We start from the raw sequence: 20,257 nt of genomic DNA, 5'->3' as shown, positions 1-20,257 counted from the left end.
CCTGGAGACGGGGAATGGGCGGCCAGGGCCCACGGTTTCATTGCACGATCTTGCCTCCCGGACTACGTTCGGCAGGCTCCGCGCCTTTCAAAGGCCGCAAGAGATCGGGCCTCTACGAACCCGAACGGAGCCAAGGCGAAAAACGATGCTCACCTGGGCGATGAAGAAGCTCTTCGGCACCTCGCACGAGCGTGCCGTACGTCGGTTGCGTCCGAAGGTCGAAGCCATTGGGGCGCTCGAGAAAGACATGAAGAAGCTCTCGGACGCAGAGCTTCGGGCAAAAACGGCGGACTTCAAGACGCAGCTCGACAACGGCGCGACGCTGGACGACCTCTTGATTCCAGCCTTTGCGGTGTGTCGTGAAGCGTCGCGCCGAACGCTCCGCATGCGCCACTACGACGTGCAGCTCATCGGAGGCATGGTGCTGCATCAAGGCTCCATCGCCGAGATGCGCACGGGCGAAGGCAAGACGCTCGTCGCGACGCTCGCCTGCTACTTGAACGCGCTCGAAGGCAAAGGCGTCCACGTCATCACGGTCAACGACTACTTGGCCAAACGCGATGCCGAATGGATGGGCAAGCTCTACGGCGCGCTCGGTTTGACCACGGGCGTCGTGGTCAACCAGCAGAACGACTCGGACAAACACGAAGCGTATCGCTGCGACATCACGTACGGGCAGAACAACGAGTTCGGCTTCGACTACTTGCGCGACAACATGAAGTTCTCGGCGCTCGACTATCAGCAGCGCCCGCTCAACTACGCCATCGTCGACGAAGTCGATTCGATCCTCATCGACGAAGCGCGCACGCCGCTCATCATCAGCGGTCAGGGTGAACGTTCGAGCGACAAGTACCGCGTCATCAACGAGATCATCCCGCGCCTGCGCAACGAAGAGCACTACAACGTCGACGAGAAAGGCCACACCGTCACGCTCACCGACGACGGCGTGGAGATGGCCGAAAAGCTCCTCAAGGCGATCGGCGCGATCCAAGGGAAAAACCTCTACGACCCGGTCAACCTCGAGACGCTCCACATCATGAACCAGTGCCTTCGCGCGCACTCGCTCTACAAGCGCGACGTCAACTACCTGGTGCGTGATGGCAAGGTGCTCATCGTCGACGAGTTCACGGGGCGCGTGCTCATCGGGCGAAGGTGGTCCGATGGTCTGCACCAAGCCGTCGAAGCCAAGGAAAACGTGCGGATTCAGGAAGAGAGCCGCACGATGGCGACGATCACGTTCCAGAACCTGTTCCGCATCTACAAGAAGCTCTCGGGCATGACCGGCACCGCCGATACCGAAGCGTCCGAGTTTCACAGCACGTACAAGCTCGACGTCGTGATGATTCCGACGAACAAGCCGTGCATTCGCGTCGATGAACAAGACGTCGTTTACAAGACGGAGCGCGAGAAGTTCACGGCCGTCGTCAACGAGATCATGGAAAAGCACGAGAAGGGACAACCCATTCTCGTGGGTACGACGAGCGTCGAGAAGAGCGCGGCGATCAGCAAGATCCTCACGAAGAAGAAGATCAAGCACAGTGTTTTGAACGCCAAGCAACACGAGAACGAGGCGTACGTCGTGGCGCAGGCGGGTCGCAAAGGCGCGATCACCGTCAGCACGAACATGGCCGGCCGCGGCACCGACATCTTGCTCGGCGGCAACCCCGAGATGCTCGCGAAGCTGCGTTTCAAAGAGCAAAACCGTTTGCCCGAAGCGGAGCCCGAAGCGTTCGAAGCGCTCGTCGAAGAGCTTCGCAAGAGCTGTCAGGAGGAAGGCGAAGAGATCCGAGCCGTCGGCGGTCTTTACATCGTCGGCACCGAACGACACGAATCGCGCCGCATCGACAACCAGCTCCGCGGTCGCGCAGGTCGCCAAGGCGATCCGGGTTTGTCGCGTTTCTACCTGTCGCTCGAAGACGATCTCATGCGCATCTTCGCCGGCGATCGAGTCAAGAACCTGATGGAAAAGATGGGCATGCCGGACGACGAGCCCATCGAGCATCCGTGGGTGACCAAGAGCGTCGAAAACGCGCAGAAGAAGGTCGAAGAACGCAACTTCGACATCCGCAAGAACCTGCTCGAGTACGACGACGTGATGAATGCGCAGCGCAAGAACATCTACGAAGTGCGCCAGCAAATCCTCATGGGTCGTTACTTCCCCGACATGGTCGATGAAGACGGCAAACCCACGGGCGAGAAGCGAACGATCAAGCCGCTCGCGCGCATCGTCGAGGATGTCACGCCCGATGTTGGGTACTTGCTCGGCATGTTCGCCGCCGATCCCGTGATGCCTCGCGACAAGGACGGCAACCCGCGAACGCTCTCGCGCAAGGACTTCGAGAAGATCGAGAAGTTCGTCGAAGTGTCGAACCTGCAAAAGGAAATCTACACGCGCTACGGCGTGAAGGTCGACTTCGAGAACCGCGAAGACAAAGCGGCCGAGATCTTCGACGAGTGCGTCTCGACAATCCCGCTCGCATTGACCGAACAACGCGAACGGTTGCTCGACCTGCTCGACGGAATCATCGCGTCGATGGTGGAAGAGTCATGCCCGCCGCGGAAGCCGCCGGAGGATTGGGATTGGGGCGGGATTTTCCAGGGCTTCAAGGACCACTTCGGGATCGAGCTACCCGACGACATCGCCGAACACGCCGACATTCAAGAGCTCGCGCACGACTTGTTCGACCGCGCAGAGAAAGCGTTCGAAGCGCGCGAGAAGGAGATCGGAACGGAGCTCCTTCTGCGCATCTTCCGCCACATCTACTTGGAGGAGCTCGACAAGTCCTGGGTCGATCACTTGACCGACATGGACCACCTGCGTGACGGCATTGGTCTACGCGGGTACGGCCAGAAGGACCCGAAGCAGGAGTACAAGAAGGAGGGCTACAACCTCTTCGTGACGATGGTGGCGCGCGTGCAGTCGAACGTGGCGACGAAGGTCTTCCACGTGAAAGTGCGTCGCGAGGAAGAAGAGCAAGCCATCGAAGCGAGCGATCTGGCGCGGCATGCAGCCGAGCTCGAGCATGCGGTGGCGCATCACGACGAGGAGCTGCCGGCGGGCGCTTCCGAACAGCCGCCCGTGCAAGAGCCAGTGGTCACGGCGGACATGGAGTGCCCGTGTGGTAGCGGCAAACCATTCCAGAAGTGCCATGGCGCCGGTGACGAGGAAGAGGCGTCCGTATGATCGAGCCCGGCGCCATGCGTCCCACGCATCCCTCCATGGCCCTTGCGGCCTACCTCGAGCGTCTCGTCCGCGGGCGTCGCGTGGCGGTGCTCGGCGATGTGACGCTGGCGTTCGGTGAGAGGCTCGTCGATCGCGGCGCGCGGCTCGTGCACGTCTACGATCCCAATGCAGCACGCGTGGCCGAAGTCTTGGCGCGTACGGCGGGCCAAAGGCCGCGGCATCTGACGCACGCCGTGCTCGAAGGTGACCTCGGGGTTCGCGACGGCGCTTTCGACGTCGTCGTCATCCCCGACTTGACCGTGTTCTCCGAACCAACCGACGCACTACGCAAAATGCGGCGACTCGTGGGCTCGACGGGCGTCGCCGTCGTCGCGTCGTCCAACGCCGAAGCACCACGCAGGCTCCTCGACAAACCCGGTTCGGACAAACTCTCCTCCACCGACTACTACGGCCTCTACGATCTCGTATCGCTCCAGTTCCCAGTCGTTCGAATGCTCGGCCAAGCGCCGTTCGTCGGGTACACCCTGGCGGACTTCGGTGCGTCCGGTGAATTGGAAGTCAGCGTCGACACGTCGCTGCTCGATGTCACAGAAGAACCCGAGGTCTTCATCGCTGTGGCAAGCGAGCGGAAGATCTCGCTCGATCCTTTCGTCGTCGTGGAGCTCGCGCTTGCCGATGTGCGCAAAGCAACGGGGGCCACGGCCGCAGCCGAAAGCACGTCAGGTGCCGCAGAGGTTCATGCCAAAGAACTGGCTGCGATTGCCGTGCGCGAAGTGGAACAACGTGCGGCGCTCGAAGAGCATGCATTGCGCGCACAGAAGTCGGTCGCGCGTATGGCAGAGCTCGAAGAGAAGCTCGAAAAATTGCGCGAGGTCGAGTCGCGTGCAGCCGATACGCACGTACGCGCCGAGCGTTTGACGCATCAGATTCGGGACCTCGAGGAAGAGCTGCGGCGGCAGCGGGATCGTGCAACCAAGCTTGCCAAGCAGCTCGACGACGAGAAAAAGGCGCGGACGAAGGCCGAGGTGGAGCTCGGTTTGTCGCGCGGTCCAAAAGAAGTTCCGGGAACGAAAGAACGTATCGAGCAGCTCACGCAGGAAGCGCAGGCGGTGCGTTCGCGTGCGATGGAGCTCGAAGGGGAGCTGGCGGCGGCCGAGATTGGCCTCAACGATCTCGTGAGTGAGCGTGCGGATTTGCGCGCGCACGTTGCGCAGCTCGAACAGCGATTGGCGCAAGCGGAAGCGAAGGCGCCGGATCCGTCGCTCGTGGAGAAACGCGACAAGCTGGAAGCCGAGCTCGAGCGAGCGCGTGCGGAAAAGCTGGAAGCCGAGCGGCGTGGTCGCGCGGATGCGGAAGCGCTCGACGCGATGCTCAAGGAACGCGATCGTTTTGCCGAGACAAACGCCCAGCTCGAAAAGCGCGTGGCCGAGCTTGCTACGGAGCGCGAAGCGCTTTCGGCGGAGCTGGAGGCGCTCGAGGGCCGTTTGCGCGAGCGTGGACAGCGCATCGTGGCGCTCGAGCGAGACCTTCTGGAAGGGCTTCGCGTGGGCAAGGAGCTGGTCGAGGAGTTGGATGAAGCGCGGTCGCTTGGAGCCGGAGCTGGCAGTGCGACTGGGAATGGCTCGCCGTCTGCGGATGGAGGGAGCAAGGCGCCGGCGGCGACGGTATCGAGTCCGGTAGCGGTCGCATCGGCGGCACCGGAGGTCCCGAATGCAATGACGGCGCAGCTCGACATGCTCGCGACGCGTGCAGCGCGAGCCGAGGCGGATCTCGAAGCGGCGCGGTGGCGCATTTCGCAGCTCGAACACGCCGCGATTGGATCCGAGCGAGACGATATCGAGCCGGCGGCCATTGCGGTCGAATTGGAACAGGCGCTCTTGGCATCGCAACAGGAATTGGCGACATTGCGCCGAGCGGTGGGTCCCGAGGGGAACCATGTGGTCGCGGGTGTGGTGGAGCAATCGGTGCTCCTGCATCAGGTGGCGAGTCAATTAGGCGGGGCAGTCGGCTGAAGGTTTGGCTGGGATAGCCATTGCGACACGGTCGGGCAAGCGCCTTACGGCAAGTACAGCCGATTCGTCGGAATGATCTGCTGCGGCCGACTCGCGCTTTGCCACCGTAGCTGAATGACCGACGTATTGACCGTGTCGTAATAATCCACGCGAACGTTGTACCTACGGCCGGCGACCAACGTAATGGGAGCGCTGCTCATCGAAACCGTCGAATTGTGCAGCGTCCAGTGATCGATGATGAGCTGGTTGTTCAGCCAGACGCGCACGGCCCCGTCGGACGTCGTCGTGAACGTGTACGCTTGCGAGTATTGCGGCTGCACCTGACCGGTCCACCGAACGGAGAAGTTGTCGCCTTGAGAACCCCACGTGAAGTTGATGTACGGGTCGGTGAACGTCGCGTACAGGTTCGTGAAGTTCGTCGTTGCAAAGTATTGACCACGCAAGCCGGTTGGCGTGGTGGCGGTGCTGTTGACGACGAGCGTGGCGGAATCGCTGGTGACCGAGCCGGATGAAGAACTGACCACGCAGCGGTATTGCGCGCCATTGTCGTCGTAAGGGGCCGCCGGCGTCGTGTAGCTCGATGACGTGGCTCCGGAAATATTGGCTCCGTTTTTCTGCCATTGATAACTGAGCCCCGACCCGCTGGCAGTCACGGTAAACGTCGCCGTTTGACCCACCGTCACGGTCGTATCGACCGGCTGCTGCGTAATCGTCGTGCCCGAAGGCGGAACGGCGTTGAAAATATCATTCCAAAGCACCGTCTTGTACGTGCCGTTCGTGGCCGATACGCCGGACGACGGCGACGTGGCGACCATGAGTTTTCGCTCTCCGGGCCAAACCACTGCGGTGTAAAGCGTATTGGACTTGGAGACCGCATGCATGAGGTTCCGGGCCTCGGTGAATCCAATCTTGGTCCCCGCGTTTTTGTGGTTCGTGATGCCATTGTAGAGCGAATTGTACCGGGTCACGCTATCTGAAGGTTGTGGCGCCCCGGAAGAAAGCAAGAAATGATTGGTCAAGACGATCGCGTTCGACAGCGGCGATACGGCGGTGCGCGTCTTGGTCCCGAATCCACCGCTCACCCTCGCATCGTATTCGATGACCGTCGGGAGCAGCGATTGCGGATGAGGCACGGAAAAAGCGACATGAAAGATGAGCGACAAGGGTACTTTATTGGCAACGCCCGATGCAAAAGACGACGGCGCCGTGGACAGCGATATGGTTTCCGCAAGCTCGCGCGCGGCGAGAGCCGAAGGCGTCGGATTGGCAAAAGGCAATCCATTTTCGTCGATGCTGGCGTCATTGGCAGAAATGTAGAGGCCATCTTCTCGAATGGTGGCAATACCGCTGCCGATCATGCCGAACCACATGGCATCCATCGTCGATCCGAGGCCCGATTCCGTAGGATCGGACGCGATGATCATGGCGTCGGCCATGTTGAAAATGGGTGCATAATCCCAATTTCGGCCGATGACGTTGTCACCATCGGGCGTCAGCGTTCCCCACGCGGAGAATTGGCTGCATTGAGCAAGCTCGAACATGTCTCCGATTTGGAGGACTTTGAGGTCGTTCAGGGCGATTTCACGACCGAGCGCCGGAACGATGCGGCTACTGGGATTGGGCAACGCTTCCTGAATGCCTTGGAGCATTCCCGTCAATTCTGAATTGAAACGCGCCGGGAGGTTGAAATACACCAGACCACTTATCGCTTCATTCCACGTGACAGGGCCCGAGCTATTGAGAAAGGCCGCCATGCCATTGACACTGCTGATGATTTGCGAAGCCGCGAGCACGCCGTGCGCTTTGCCCCGCTCGGTATGCGTGCCGCGCAGCATGAGGAATGGGAATCCATCCACCGTGCCTCGAACGCTCTGCCCATAACTCGACGTTACCGTCACGAGACGCTGGGCTGCCTCGCCAATCACTTCTTCTTCGTCATTTTGATAATTGATTTCGTCGTATGCAACGCAGTTTGCGAGAACCAGCAAACTGCACATCAGTACTGCGCCGCGTATCGCCTGGGCTCGAGGGACGTCTCGCTTTGTTTGGCTTTTATGTGGGTTCATTGGGCACTCCTCACTCAAGTGACAAAAACCACCACACGCGAAGTGGATTGCGCACCCGCATCCATGTAGGCGTAAAGCGACAGCCAATCCTGACATGGTCGAAAAAAATTCGTCACGGTCGGGTGTCTCGATTACCTACACGCATCAGTTGCGCACCTTGACCCCATGTGAACGAAATTTTGAATACAGCATGATTGCGACACTGAACGAGCGTGTGCCCTTGGCGGTCACCACACGTTAGTGTTCACACACAATCGTGGCTGCGAGCGACCTTGTGTGAGCATGTGTGACAAATTGCTTCATTACACGACATCAACTGTCGTCGTTCGTCATGTACTGACGAAGCCAACATTCGGCCGCACGAATATCGCGGGACACCGTGCGTTCGGAGACGCCAAAAACCGCTCCGATTTCCTCGTACGACATGCCGCCGAAATAATGAAGCTCGATGACCCGGGCTTTACGCCCATCGAGCTGCGAAAGCGCAACCAATGCTTCGTCGAGCGCAACGAGCTCGCCAGGAATCTCGTTGGGAATGAGCGTCTCGTCGAATCCGATGGGCTCGTTCTTGCGCTGGCCGCGCTTATGAGCGGCTACATGGCGCGCGTGATCAACGAGGATACGTCGCATGATGCTTGCCACGAGCGCCAAAAAACGGATCCGATCCATCGGCGCCGTGGGTTCGCCCGCGGCGATGCGGACAAACGCTTCCGAAACGAGCGCCGTCGGCGTAAACGTATGCCCCGCTCGCTCGCGCTGCATATACGCCGTAGCAATGCGATGAACTTCTTCATAAACGAGAGGCGCTACGCGATTGAGCGCCTCCCTATCACCCTCACTCCAAGCACGTAAAAGCTGCGTGATGAGTGTCGTATTCTTGGTCGGCATGACGCGTACTGGCCATCTCCCTCCCAAGTACCTCGATGAGCCCAGTAAATCGATCATGCCGCCGCGTCAATCAAGTTCCTTCTGTTCAGGACGTACTTTGCTTCGACCATGAACACGTCTTAAGGAATTGTCGTCGAGCGTTCGATGTTCGTGCCGATGTCGTCAACGAACTGACGAATCCCATGCCGTGCGTGCATCGCGCCGCTCGCAGCACGCGACAATGCGATTTGATTGGCGTTGTCACGAGCACGATTGACGCCGCGCGAGGCGCGTGCATCATGTTGAGCTGGAGCACCGGCGCATGTCGTCAACCGATTCGCATCCAGATCAGCAGCACATCACCTACGTCGGAAAGCATGAAGTCACGTACGACACCGATGACCTCATGGTGATCCGCGTGCATGGCAATATCTCGGTGGACGACGCGCGCGGGCTGGCGCTTGCGGAGCGAAAAATATGGGCGAATAACGTCGCCGTCTACTTGCTCGTCATCGTCGACAAAACCGTTTCGATTGACAGCGGCCTGCTTGGAGAGATCAAGTCGCTCTATGCGGGAAGGCCTCCGCACTTGTCGGCGCTCGTGGGTGCGAGTTTCACTCTCCAAACCGTGGGATCCGTCATCAATCGAGCTCTTCGCATGCTCGGCCGCCCCTCGTCTCTTCGTTTTTTCAAGGACGAAGCCGACGCTCGTGCATGGTTTGACGAAGAACGCGCGAGACGAGCGGCGCCCGATGCGTAAGTTTGTCGAAACAATCACGTAGCGCGTAGCATTATTTGGCAATCACGGGAAGCACGATGGCCGATGGCGCTTCGCGTGAACGGGACACCTGCTGCACGGCCGTGATGAAGTCCGCTTCGGTCGCCTCGAAAATGTTTTTTACGTATTTTTGCGGATTGCGAAATGCACCATTATGATAAAAATCATCCCCCAGGTACAAATCCGCTGGCGCATGCGCAAATGCCTCGTCCTTCGGAATACCATAAGGTTCACGATCGAGGAGCATGGGCAGCGGTGCATCCGCATTCAAAGGCGAGAAAACCCTGGTCTCGAGATGCACGCCGTCACGCATGGGAATCATCACGGTTTTCACGTCGTAACGCTTCGGCGGCGCGGAAGGATCAGCGGCCGATGCCGACGCGGGAGGATTGACGCAGGGTTTGTCCGCGATCTTCGCCGCCGATGGGATTGCAGGCGGCGCATGAACTTTTGGCGCATCACCACCGCATGAGATGATGCACGCTATGATCGGCAAGAAAAACCCGTGATGTCGCATGTCGTCGACGATAGCACGGGCGTCTTTCGCCATCCGAGAATTTCGATCGAAGCCGATGGCGCTCCGATGCCAATTGGTTTAAAGTGCCACGGCTGGCACGACGAAGATCGGGAGAATCATCATGGCATGTTCGTGGGAGCGGGTGGCTTTCGGTTCGACGGAAATGCGCGTAACGCCGCTCGGGCTCGGATCGGCATACGGGCTCGAGGCGCGGGATGTCGAGCGGGCGGTCGAGCGCGGACTGAATTATATTTATTGGGGGTCGGCCCGGCGTCCTTCGTATGCCGAGGCCATTCGTAACCTGGGTCCATCACGCCGCAAAGATTTGGTCCTGGTCGTACAATCGTACACGCGCATTGCGTCCTTGATGCGCGGCTCCGTCGAGCGAGCCTTGCGCGACTTCAAGACCGACTACACGGATCTGCTGCTCCTCGGTTGGTGGAATGATCCTCCGCCGCGAAACATCGTCGATGCAGCGCTCGAAATCAAGGCCGCGGGGCTCGCGCGGGGCATTCTCATTTCATGTCATCATCGTCCCTCGTTTGCCTCGTACATCGACGACCCCGCGTACGACGGGATCATGGTGCGTTACAATGCCGCTCATCCGGGCGCTGAATCCGAAGTATTTCCGCACCTATCGCGGCGGCGGCCAGGCGTGGTCGCTTATACGGCGACAAGATGGCGAGCGCTCTTGAATCCGAAATACTTGCCTTCGGACGAACCTGCGCCGAGAGCGTCGGATTGTTATCGGTTCGTTCTGACGAACCCGAACGTCGATGTTTGCTTGACGGGTCCGTCGAATGCTGCAGAGCTCGACGAGGCCTTGGCGGCGCTCGACCGAGGGCCCCTGTCGGACGATGAAATGGCGTGGATGCGGCGCGTGGGGCAGCACGTGCACCGGACCGCGAATGCGCAGCAATTCATGAAAGCCGTGAGCGTGGCCGAGCGCGTGCTCGATGCGGCAAATTGGGTCTCGCACAAGCTCGACCGCCGATGAAGCGAAACGTCAAGCGCTCGCAGGCTTGCCCACGAATACCATGGGCACGTTCCCTTTCGGCCCCAGCGTGATGCCTCGACGAATTTGTTCGACCGGTTTCGCGGCCATGGGCCAAAATCGATATTCGCGCAGCATCGTCCCCACGATTACTTTCATTTCGAAGAGCGCAAATGCAGCGCCAAGACACCGTCGCGCTCCCCCGCCAAAAACGATGAATTCGAACGGTGACGGCTTTTTCGACAAAAACCGCTCGGGCTGAAATCGTTCGGGTTCTGGATACAGATCTTCACGGTTGTGCAGCAAGAGAGGCGACGGGACAATCGCTTCTTTGCGCCCAAATCGATATTTTCCGAGCGTCATGGGCTCGCGAATCACGCGGCCCACGTCCACGACCGGCGGAAACATTCGCAATGCCTCGTGACACGCGGCGCCCAAAAATGGAAGCGACGCAAGCTCCGCCGCATCGCCGTTGGGCCCCAGCGAATGCACTTCCGACAATACGCGCTCGAGGTGCGTGGGATGCCTGTGGAGCATGTCCACGAGCATTGCGATCGACATCGCGGTCGTCTCGTGTCCAGCAAAAAGAATTGCCCGTAATTGTTCAGCAATTTCGACATCCGTCAACGCATCGCCATCTTCATCACGCACGCGCACGAGCAGCGACATGATATCGTCACCTGGGTGCCCCGATGCGCGTTTTTTGCGAATTTGTTCGACCACGAGCGATTCGAGCGTTTTGCCCGCGCGCACGAGGCGCGCCCAAGGCCCCAAACCACCGAAATCACGGCGCAACCATGGGAAAATGAGCACGAATGGACTCAACGAATGAATGAGCTCGAGCACCGTGGCCCTGGTTTTCTGCTGCTCCGCTTCGTCTTCGACGCCGTACACGACGCGCAAGATGACATCGAGCGCCATCGATTGCGCCGCTTCGAGGAGCGAAAAGGTTTGTCCTGGAATCAGGGCGGAGAAGGTGGACCTCGTGATGTCGGCCATCGTGGATCCATAATTTTTCATCGCGCCCGATTGAAACGGCGGTGATAATAGTTTTCGATCACGCTTGTGACGCGCCCCGGTCGATACAGGGAGCGACGTGAAGCCGAAAATCGGCGCGGTCACATCGACGCCCCGAGGATCGAACGCGTCCGAATCGGCCGTGTAAATGTCACGAATGACCGACGGATCCCCCGTGAACGTGGCCGTCTCTTCCGGAATGCTGATCCGAAATGTATCGCCATACTTCATGGCAAGCGCTTTGACGAGCGGCCGCGGCGGCATGAAGGTCATGCGCATGCGATCGACGAACGTCCACGAGGGAGGGCCGGGAGGAACCATCGCTACGGGCTGAAAGGTGGTCATAGTGGATGTAGACACTGACTACATCCAAAAGTTTCCACTGTCTACATCGAAAGAGTTTTGCCGTTGAAGGTGTAATACGTGCCGTCGACGTCCATGTGCGCTCCGTTCGGGTCGTGCAGCGTCATGTTGGTGCACCGTTCGAATCCACAACCGGGCGAGGATTTCGTCTCGATGGAGAAAATCAACTTACCTGCAGCATCGCTGACGGCAATGGCGGTGTCCTCGCCTTTGCAGAAGAGCTCGATGCCAGAAAGAGGCATCATGGTGGATGCGTCTTCGACGGTCGCGTCGAAGGTCATGGTCGTATCTTCCCAGCAACCGCAGAGGCTCATACCGCAATCGTCGCCGCCCGATGTGCTGCTGGAGCTGCTCGAGCTGCTTCCGGTGGTATCGCTGCCGCCACACGAAAAGCCGCTCGTTGCGAAGAAACACACGACCGCGGCAAACACGAGAAAGGATTGTGTTCGTTTCATGTGCCGAGTATAGGAGAAATCGGCGTATGAAGTCACGCGCTTCGGCCAGGCAGAACACGCCCTGCGGGCGAATCTTGCCGAGCCGCGCGCACGATGCGAATCCGTGCTAGAGCGTTGGCCTGGAGAAACCCGATGACCGAGATCCCGATCTACCAAGTGGACGCGTTTGCGAATCGACCGTTCGCAGGCAATCCGGCGGCCGTTTGTCCCCTCGAAACGTGGCTCCCCGACGAGACGCTTTTGGCGATTGCTGCCGAAAACAATCTATCCGAAACGGCGTTTTTCGTGCGTCGTGGAAATGAATTCGACCTGCGTTGGTTCACACCGACCGTCGAAGTCGAGTTATGCGGCCATGCAACGCTCGCGTCGGGCTTCGTGGTCCTCGAGCGAATCGAGCCAACCTGGAGCCAAGTTTCATTTCGCACGCGTAGTGGTGAATTGGTGGTCAAGCGTGCGGGTGGCAAGTGGTCGCTCGAATTGCCTGCGCGGCCGCCATTGCCGACGATCGTCACGGGAGACCTCGTCGAGGCCCTTGGCGAGAGGCCCACGTTTGCATTGCAAGCGCGGGACCTCGTGGCGGTGTACGACAATGCCGACGTCGTTCGTCGCTTGAAACCCGACATGGCGCGTATTGCGGCATTGCCCACGTTTGCTGTGGCCATTACCGCGCCAGGGAGCGACGCTGATGCAGATGTCGATTTCGTTTCGAGGTTTTTTGCGCCGGCCAAAGGTGTGCCGGAGGATCCCGTCACGGGATCACTTCATTGCACGCTCGTACCTTATTGGTCGGGTAGGCTCGGGCGCACGCGAATGCGCGCGCGTCAGGTGAGCGCTCGCGGGGGCGAGCTCGAATGCGCGCTCGCCGACGACCGCGTCGAGCTCACGGGAGGCGCCGTGCTGGTGCTCGAAGGGCGCATGCGGTTTTGAATCAGCCAATGCCGATTCGTTCTTCGGGCAAGCGGTACGCGCGCGATGCGGCCTGATTCGCCAATGCCAAGGCCAGCGTGAGCGGCCCGATGCGGCCGATGAACATCGCCACCGTCAGCGCCAGGCGTCCCGCCGTGCTGAGTGACGTCGTAATGCCCGTCGATAACCCAACGGTGCCGAATGCGCTTATCGTTTCGAATACGATGGCAAATGGATGCGCCGGTTCGATGAGCAGCAAAATGAAGATCAGTCCCGCCACGAGGGTTGCGGTGAGCAGAGCGACGCCCATCGCGCGCCTCACGATCGTCGCGGGAATGGTCCTTCCCAAAAGGCGCGGAGCTTCGTATCCGCGCAATTCCGCGCGAAGCGTGGCATATAAAACCGCCACCGTCGTGACCTTTACGCCACCGCCGGTCGATGCGGGTGCCCCTCCGACGAACATGAGCACGCACGTGAAGAACCACGTAGCATGCGACATGGCGCCAAAATTGACCGTTTGAAAACCTCCCGACCGCGTCGTGACCGATTGAAAAAGCGCCGCGAGAAATCGGTTCGGTACGGACAAGTGACCGAGCGCCCTGCCCCATTCCAATACAAGAAATCCAACGGCTCCAACGACGATCAAAACCGCCGTCGTCATCACGACGACCCGCGTGTGCAAACTCAATCGCGTCGGGCGAATGCCGCGCAAACGCACGTAGAGCCAGCGCATGATCTCGTCATGAACGGGAAATCCCAAGCTTCCAATGAAAATGAGAGAAATGATGACGGCATTGGTCCCCAAGGAACCGACGAGCGGCGCCATTCCTTCGCGAAAGAGGGAAAAACCGCCGTGACAAAACGCATTGACACCGTGAAAGACGGCGGCCCACCAAAGACTGCCACTGCCGGACAAAGGCGCACCCTCGGTAGGCGGCATGCTCGTCTCCGGATATTGCTCGAAAACGGCCAATAGTAAAAAGATCCCAATGCCCTCGGCGAGCAACGTATACGCCACGATGGAGCGCAAACTTCGGCGCAGATTCGAAAACGATTCGGCGTCGATCATTTCCGCCATCACGCGCGCATCACGGAGTCGTAAGGAGCGACCTGCAAGAATGGCAAAAAACGTCGACAATGCCATGATGCCAAGCCCGCCCACTTGCACGAGACTCAACAAGACGGCTTGGCCAAATGGCGTATAAACGACGGCAACGTCGTGCACCGAAAGACCCGTCACACACACGGCGCTCGTCGCCATGAACAATCCATCGACGAACGATGCATCCTCGATGCGACGCACGGCTTGCGGCAGCGTGAGCATGAAAGCCCCGAGAAGCGCAGTCACTCCGAACGAAAGGAGCATGAGGCGCGCGGGGTGCTGCGTGGCCGTTGCCAGCAATCGTTCGAGCGGACGGCGCCCGAGCACACTGATGTTCGTCAAGACAAACACGAATACCGTGTAACTCCGATATTGCGCGACCACGTCCGTTTGTGCGCCGGACGTAGCGACCGCGAGCAGCACCCACTTTTCGATGATGCTGGCGACGACGAGCACCAAGACGATACCAAATGCGGCCCAATGTCGCTTGCCTCGATCGGCCGGCGCCTGTCCCACCGCCATGGATGCCACCGTTCGCTCGAGCACGATGAGCGCGACGATCCATGCGGGCACGAGCAGTGTCTCGATGGCGGTGAGGATCATCGAGATGCGCGGCGTGATGGCCAACGCGAGGTCGACGGCGAGAAGCGCCGCGCTGCCGAGCAAGAGCGTTGCTGGCCGCGTCCAAGCGAAGGGCGGTCTGGGAGCTGCGAGACCCGCCTTGAGCGCCACGACGGCCTGTGCGGACGCGGGCTCTTGCAGAAGCGACGCGCGAGCCCGGCGCCACGCCGTCGTTTCTTGCTCAGGCTTGGGAAGTCCGGGCGGCGCCGGCGGTTGCATGCGCGCATTCACCCAGCCAATTCGTCGACTGTCAAGCCGATCATGCTATTTTCACACGAGAACTGGCTCTCGCCGCCCCCTTTGTGGCAAGCTCGGCGCAACCAATTGCCATGAAAGCCAAGAGTGTACTCGTGATCGGTCTCGGCCGGTTCGGGACTGCGATTGTCGAGACCCTTTGGAAACAGGGCGCCGAGGTCATTGCAGTCGACGACGACGCGGATGCCGTCGATGCTGTCAAGGACAAAACATCGGCGTCATTCGTTGGTGATGCAACGAACCCCAAGGTCCTCGAGGGGATTGGCGCGCAATACGTCGACATTGCGGTCCTCACATTTGCCGAACATTTCGAGCCGCTGGTGCTCTGCGCCGCATCGTTGAAGCGTCTCGGCGTCAAGGAAATCATCGCGCGCGCGGCGACGGACAGGCAGGCCGACATTTTGCGTACCATCGGCGTCGATCGCGTCATTCAGCTCGAAAAAGAAATGGGGACGCGGGTAGGCGCGGACATTACGACGCCACTCGCGCAAGACTTACTGGAGCTTGCGAGCCATTACCGCGTGGTGCCTTGGGTCGCGCACGGCGTGCTCGTCGGACAAACGCTCGCGAATGCCGCCATTCGTCGGCGCTACAGCATCAACGTCCTTGGCGTCCGCTCGCATGCTGCGGGCGTGACCGAGGGTCCACCGAAACTCGAAATTCCCAGTCCGGACTACGTCATCAAAGACGGCGATACGCTGCTCTTGGTCGGGGAAAACGACATGATGCAGAGGTTCGTGCACGAGGTCGGGGATTGACAGCCCGTCGATTTATCTGCTGATAATTCAACGGGCTGCCACCAACCTTGCCGCTCAGCCAGCTTCCCCGGTACGGACATATCGCTAATGCCCAATCGTTCTTCGAGCAGCTCTTCGATGTACCTTGCTTGGTCGACGGGCATGGAAGCAAGACGAATGTTTTGTCCGTCGGCGAGAATGGCGGACAAGTGAAACGAACGGCTCGTGCCGTTTTTGCCTTGGCTGATCTGTTCCTCGCAATAAAGTTGTTTGATGTCCTCCCGTGCAAGCGTGTGGTTTCCTATCCACGGAAGGGGTGCGTGGCGCACCGTGAATGAATGCGTATCGAGGTGAAACGTGGTGCGATTGACGTACCCTGCAAGGGTGTAATACGTGAGCCCCACCCCGACGGCGACGTGAGCAATCGGAAAGATGACTGCAATGATCGCAAACGGGCCGGGACCTTTCGTGGCGGTCGAATACCAGAATACGAGGAACGCGTCCCAGGCAATGCAAAAGAACGTGAGGAAGATGAAGTGCGGGGCGAACCAGCGACGAATGATGGTAATCGAGCCGTCTTTCTTCGGAGCATTGCGATAACCAGGCGCGGTGAGCTTCGCTTCGGTCTCGCGCACCACGATACCTTGGGGGCGTGGAGCTCGTACTCGTTCGCGCTGAGCGATGGGTGCGGAGCGCCGCACGCGCACGCGATCGGCAAACGAAAACACCGCATTGCAATTGCGGCACTTGGCCATGGATGTGGGCAGGTCGACGTCTTCGGCGAGGATCCGAGTTCCACATTCGGCGCAATCGATTTTCATGAGGATGTCGTTTGGTGAAAGCCAAAGCTTGCCATACCGCATGTGGAAGCGGATGTCGAGCGCTTCGCAGGATAGGAGCAGTCGGCACGTGGACAAGGCCAGTGCCTGCGGGAGGCGCCGGCCTGTCCGTGGATGACGATGCTCAGCCGGTTTTACGCCGCAGTCGGCGCAATGCAGCGACGAATGCGCCGAGCACGACGATCACGCCGGACGCTGGTCCGCGAGGCGAAGCATTTGCGTCGATTCTGCAATCGCACCCGCCGGCTTCGCCAACGGTATTGCCGCCAGTGCCCTCGCCACCTCTGCCGCCGTCTCCGCCAGCACCGCCAGCACCACCACCATTGCCACCAGCGCCGCCAGCACCACCGGCGCCACCTTGCCCACAGTCCGGATCGGGATCGGTCGGGCAATCGTCGTCATTGTCGAGGATGCCGTCGTTGTCGTCGTCATCGTCGCAAGCGTCGCCGACTCCGTCGCCATCGGTGTCTTCTTGCCCCGGATTCGCGACCATTGGACAATTGTCCATCCCGGTGTCCACACCGTCACCGTCGGTGTCCGGATCGCACGCGTCGCCGATGCCATCGCCATCGGTATCTTCTTGGTTCGGGTTTGGCGCGTACGGACAATTGTCCATAACATCGACGATGCCGTCGCTGTCGTCGTCGTCATCGCACACGTCGCCCTGCCCATTGCCGTTCGTATCTACCTGGTCGGGATTGGCGAGGAGCGGGCAATTATCCATGCCGTCGACGATGCCGTCGTCGTCGTCGTCGTCATCGCACACGTCACCCGATCCATCGGCATCGGTATCTTGTTGATCCATGTTCGCGATGAGCGGGCAATTGTCCATGCCGTCGATGATCATGTCGTTGTCGTCGTCGGCGTCGCATTCGTTCCCCATGCCGTCGGAGTCCGTATCCAATTGATCAGAATTGGCAACCAGCGGGCAATTGTCCATGGCATCGAGCACGCTGTCATCGTCGTCGTCCGGATCGCACGCGTCGCCGAAACCATCTGCTTCGGTGTCCGTTTGGTCGGCATTCGCCACGAGCGGGCAATTGTCCGCCACATCCATGACGCCATCGTTGTCGTCGTCCGGATCGCAAACGTCGCCTTGACCGTCTCCATCGTTGTCTTCCTGCATCGGATTGACAACCGTGGGACAGTTATCCATGTCGTCGACGATTCCGTCATTGTCGGTGTCGACAGACGTGGCATACACATTCCACAGATTTTTGAAGAATTGAATGTTACCCGTCTGCGAATACGGACTCGTCGTGCAGGTATCGGTAAACATCGTCGAATCGGCACTGGCAACGAATCGGTCCTGTACGCGCAAGATGTCTTGGTTCGATTGACCGCGCGCAAGCAGCGTTCCACCCGTGACCGACGCCGACCAGGCATGCTGGAACGACATGACGCCATTCATGAGCGGGTGTCCGGAAACTGGAGTGCCCGTCTTGGGACATCCGCTGTCGAATTCCGTCGCATTGAACATGCTACCGAAGCCGAGTGCATTCGAAAGCACGTTCATGTGGCCATTGATACCACTGCTATATCCAGCAGCTTCACTGATACCAATAATCGCACCGCCGGCATTGTAGAAATTGGTGATCGCCGTGAGGTTTGCCGATTGCAGCCCGGTCGTCGGCACGAAAACGAAGATCATCCGGTAGTCGGGGAGATTCGACAGCGTCGTGCTCTGATCGACGCCTGCCGCCCCGGCGCTCAACAACGCCAGCGAAAGCTGGCCCGTGCCTTCGCCGCAAATGCTCGATCCACCATCGCCGCAAAACAGGAGCGCTCGATTGCCCTGCTGCGCCCACGAGAGCTTCGGTGAAAGGCACAACACTCCTGCGGCACAGAACCCTGCTACGGCGAGAGACGAGAACACCGCGCGTCGACGATTACGCATGAAGTCCTCCGGACGATAAGGCTTTGCAGCACGCCACTGCATATCATGAATGCAGCGAGTGTCGCTCCAAATTCTATCAGCCTGTTGATTTATCTGCGCGAAATGAACCTTCGATGATGAATGATTCGACCGATTGACGCGGCGTCGGCACCTCACGCGCTCGATAGCGTTCCGGTAAGTCCTCGACTTTACCCGGCTTTCCCACGGCAATCATCATGATGACCAAGTGGTCCTCGGGCACGTGCGCTGCGTCACGCGCACGCGCGGCATCGAAACCGGCCATGCCGTGGACGACGAGCCCCGAGGAGCTGCCTTGCAGCGCAAAACTCATCCACGCCGCCCCCGCATCGAATGCAGGCGTCGGCGAAGGCTTTCCATCGGGCATGATGGTATTCGCACAAACGAGCACCAATGCTCCGGCCCGGTTCACCCACGCCTGATTTCCGGACGCCAGCGTCGCAAAGAGCGCGTCGAAAGCGGGCGTGCCCGCGAGCGCAAAAACAAAGCGCCACGGCTGGCTGTTGGCACACGACGGGGCCCATCGCGCAGCCTCGAAAAGCGGCAATAGCTCGCCGAGCGTAAGCGGCTCGCCGTTCATTGCTCGAGGTGACGTGCGACGAATGAATTGGGGATCGGCGGGATGTTCGAGCGTTCGCGTCATGGTGGGGCCGAGCATGACGCAAGCGGGAAGGTTTGGCTACTCTGAAGTTCAACGCGATTGACGAAGGTCGAATCACAGGTTACGCAGTGTCAATGCCTCGCGCCGAACTCGCTTTGTCGGGTATGTGAGGTAGTGTGGGGTTCCTTGCCCAAGCGGATTCAAGACGCTGAAGAATTCAGCGAGGTCTTCAAATAGTGCGCGAGCAAACGCCATATTTTGAGGTGGTGTCGTCGACGCTCTTGCAGCCAGCACTTCGTGTGCGGCGGTCGGCCAATCCAATGCGCCGAAGGCTTTCCCACCGTCACTCAATTCATCATATGGCAACGCATTCTCTATCCGTTGTATGAGGAAATCAAGATAGTTTTTTGGGTGCCGTTCCTCGAACCACCAATCGATGTTCTTTGATCGCTTCTTTTCATTCGCGGCGATTGCGATGCGTAGGAATTCAGGATCATCGGTCTCGAATGCTTCCACATCGTCGCCGACACGGTAAACAGGCGTCGAGAGTGCCACGCGCGCAGCCGTCAATGCTGCGCGGTGCCCATAGAAATACGATTCCACCATGGGGACAAGGAGGTGAAACGAGCAACGGTCGCGCAGAATCGCACGCACTCGTGAATTTGCGTCCTGGGATGGATAGAGCTCGTCAATTCTCGCGTTCACACCTCTTTTTATCCATGCTATGACGACGTTTGGTCGTGCCACGTTTGCAAGTTCCAGATCATCGATGCCGATAACGAGATCCGGCGGGTTCCCACGACGACCGCGCAAGGCCTCTTCCACGAGCGCCTTGGCCATATTGCGCACCGCTGTCGGAATCGCGGAAGCTGAGGGGTCAGGCAACGGAGTCGTCGTTATGGCAGGGACCTTCAAGGGCGGATCGAATTCAACATCACATCCGGAAGCTCTCAATAGTCGCTCGAGTGAATCCGCCAGCGCTTTCTTTTCCAGGTCGCCTGTAACGATTAGCAGGATCCTCTTCATGT

At 59.5% G+C, this 20,257-nt stretch carries 16 protein-coding genes; 6 read left to right on the top strand and 10 right to left on the bottom strand.

Going from position 1 to position 20,257, the window contains the following annotated elements; translation table 11 throughout:
* Positions 1-145 precede the first annotated feature (145 nt).
* Together secA and IPM54_24505 are read left to right on the top strand one after the other, a co-directional pair.
* Complete coding sequence (gene secA / locus IPM54_24510) at positions 146-3,184, top strand: preprotein translocase subunit SecA (GenBank protein ID MBK9262954.1); 3,039 nt, start codon at positions 146-148, stop codon at positions 3,182-3,184.
* The gene (locus IPM54_24505) at positions 3,181-5,196 is read left to right on the top strand and encodes a hypothetical protein (protein ID MBK9262953.1); all 2,016 of its coding nucleotides are present in this window, start codon (positions 3,181-3,183) and stop codon (positions 5,194-5,196) included. The genes secA and IPM54_24505 overlap by 4 nt, the downstream gene beginning before the upstream one ends.
* Before the next feature lie 44 nt (positions 5,197-5,240).
* On the opposite strand, the gene IPM54_24500 is transcribed toward IPM54_24505, so the two are convergent.
* Together IPM54_24500 and IPM54_24495 are read right to left on the bottom strand one after the other, a co-directional pair.
* Complete coding sequence (locus tag IPM54_24500) at positions 5,241-7,358, bottom strand: hypothetical protein (protein MBK9262952.1); 2,118 nt, start codon at positions 7,356-7,358, stop codon at positions 5,241-5,243.
* 216 nt (positions 7,359-7,574) lie between these two features.
* Positions 7,575-8,150: a sigma-70 family RNA polymerase sigma factor gene (locus tag IPM54_24495; GenBank protein MBK9262951.1), complete on the bottom strand. Its 576-nt coding sequence runs from the start codon at positions 8,148-8,150 to the stop codon at positions 7,575-7,577.
* Positions 8,151-8,451: 301 nt separating this feature from the next.
* On the opposite strand from IPM54_24495, the gene IPM54_24490 reads away from it, so the two are divergent.
* Positions 8,452-8,889, top strand: a complete 438-nt coding sequence (locus IPM54_24490) for an STAS/SEC14 domain-containing protein (GenBank protein ID MBK9262950.1) — start codon at positions 8,452-8,454, stop codon at positions 8,887-8,889.
* 31 nt (positions 8,890-8,920) lie between these two features.
* On the opposite strand, the gene IPM54_24485 is transcribed toward IPM54_24490, so the two are convergent.
* Complete coding sequence (locus IPM54_24485; GenBank protein MBK9262949.1) at positions 8,921-9,457, bottom strand: hypothetical protein; 537 nt, start codon at positions 9,455-9,457, stop codon at positions 8,921-8,923.
* 88 nt (positions 9,458-9,545) lie between these two features.
* Between IPM54_24485 and IPM54_24480 the strand changes: the two genes are divergently transcribed.
* Positions 9,546-10,421: an aldo/keto reductase gene (locus IPM54_24480; GenBank protein MBK9262948.1), complete on the top strand. Its 876-nt coding sequence runs from the start codon at positions 9,546-9,548 to the stop codon at positions 10,419-10,421.
* Positions 10,422-10,430: 9 nt separating this feature from the next.
* On the opposite strand, the gene IPM54_24475 is transcribed toward IPM54_24480, so the two are convergent.
* A complete protein-coding gene (locus tag IPM54_24475; GenBank protein MBK9262947.1) occupies positions 10,431-11,795 on the bottom strand; it encodes a cytochrome P450 in 1,365 nt (454 codons plus the stop codon).
* 26 nt (positions 11,796-11,821) lie between these two features.
* Positions 11,822-12,253: a hypothetical protein gene (locus tag IPM54_24470; protein MBK9262946.1), complete on the bottom strand. Its 432-nt coding sequence runs from the start codon at positions 12,251-12,253 to the stop codon at positions 11,822-11,824.
* 132 nt (positions 12,254-12,385) lie between these two features.
* On the opposite strand from IPM54_24470, the gene IPM54_24465 reads away from it, so the two are divergent.
* The gene (locus IPM54_24465) at positions 12,386-13,180 is read left to right on the top strand and encodes a PhzF family phenazine biosynthesis protein (GenBank protein ID MBK9262945.1); all 795 of its coding nucleotides are present in this window, start codon (positions 12,386-12,388) and stop codon (positions 13,178-13,180) included.
* A 1-nt stretch (position 13,181) separates the two neighbouring features.
* On the opposite strand, the gene IPM54_24460 is transcribed toward IPM54_24465, so the two are convergent.
* Positions 13,182-15,101, bottom strand: coding sequence for a TrkH family potassium uptake protein (locus IPM54_24460; GenBank protein ID MBK9262944.1), 1,920 nt, complete (start codon positions 15,099-15,101; stop codon positions 13,182-13,184).
* Between the two features lie 110 nt (positions 15,102-15,211).
* Between IPM54_24460 and IPM54_24455 the strand changes: the two genes are divergently transcribed.
* Positions 15,212-15,895: a TrkA family potassium uptake protein gene (locus IPM54_24455; protein ID MBK9262943.1), complete on the top strand. Its 684-nt coding sequence runs from the start codon at positions 15,212-15,214 to the stop codon at positions 15,893-15,895.
* Here the strand turns inward: IPM54_24455 and IPM54_24450 are convergent.
* From IPM54_24450 to IPM54_24435, 4 genes are all read right to left on the bottom strand, one after another.
* Positions 15,811-16,791 (bottom strand): hypothetical protein, encoded by a 981-nt coding sequence (locus IPM54_24450; protein MBK9262942.1) that lies wholly within the window; start codon positions 16,789-16,791, stop codon positions 15,811-15,813. The genes IPM54_24455 and IPM54_24450 overlap by 85 nt on opposite strands.
* A 46-nt stretch (positions 16,792-16,837) precedes the next feature.
* Positions 16,838-18,652: a thrombospondin type 3 repeat-containing protein gene (locus IPM54_24445; protein MBK9262941.1), complete on the bottom strand. Its 1,815-nt coding sequence runs from the start codon at positions 18,650-18,652 to the stop codon at positions 16,838-16,840.
* Between the two features lie 34 nt (positions 18,653-18,686).
* Positions 18,687-19,271: a nitroreductase family protein gene (locus IPM54_24440; protein MBK9262940.1), complete on the bottom strand. Its 585-nt coding sequence runs from the start codon at positions 19,269-19,271 to the stop codon at positions 18,687-18,689.
* Between the two features lie 72 nt (positions 19,272-19,343).
* Positions 19,344-20,255, bottom strand: a complete 912-nt coding sequence (locus IPM54_24435) for a hypothetical protein (GenBank protein MBK9262939.1) — start codon at positions 20,253-20,255, stop codon at positions 19,344-19,346.
* Positions 20,256-20,257: the final 2 nt, after the last annotated feature.

This window comes from Polyangiaceae bacterium, from assembly GCA_016715885.1.
GTDB lineage: Bacteria > Myxococcota_A > Polyangia > Polyangiales > Polyangiaceae > Polyangium.
This window is presented reverse-complemented; position numbering and strand designations above follow the sequence as displayed.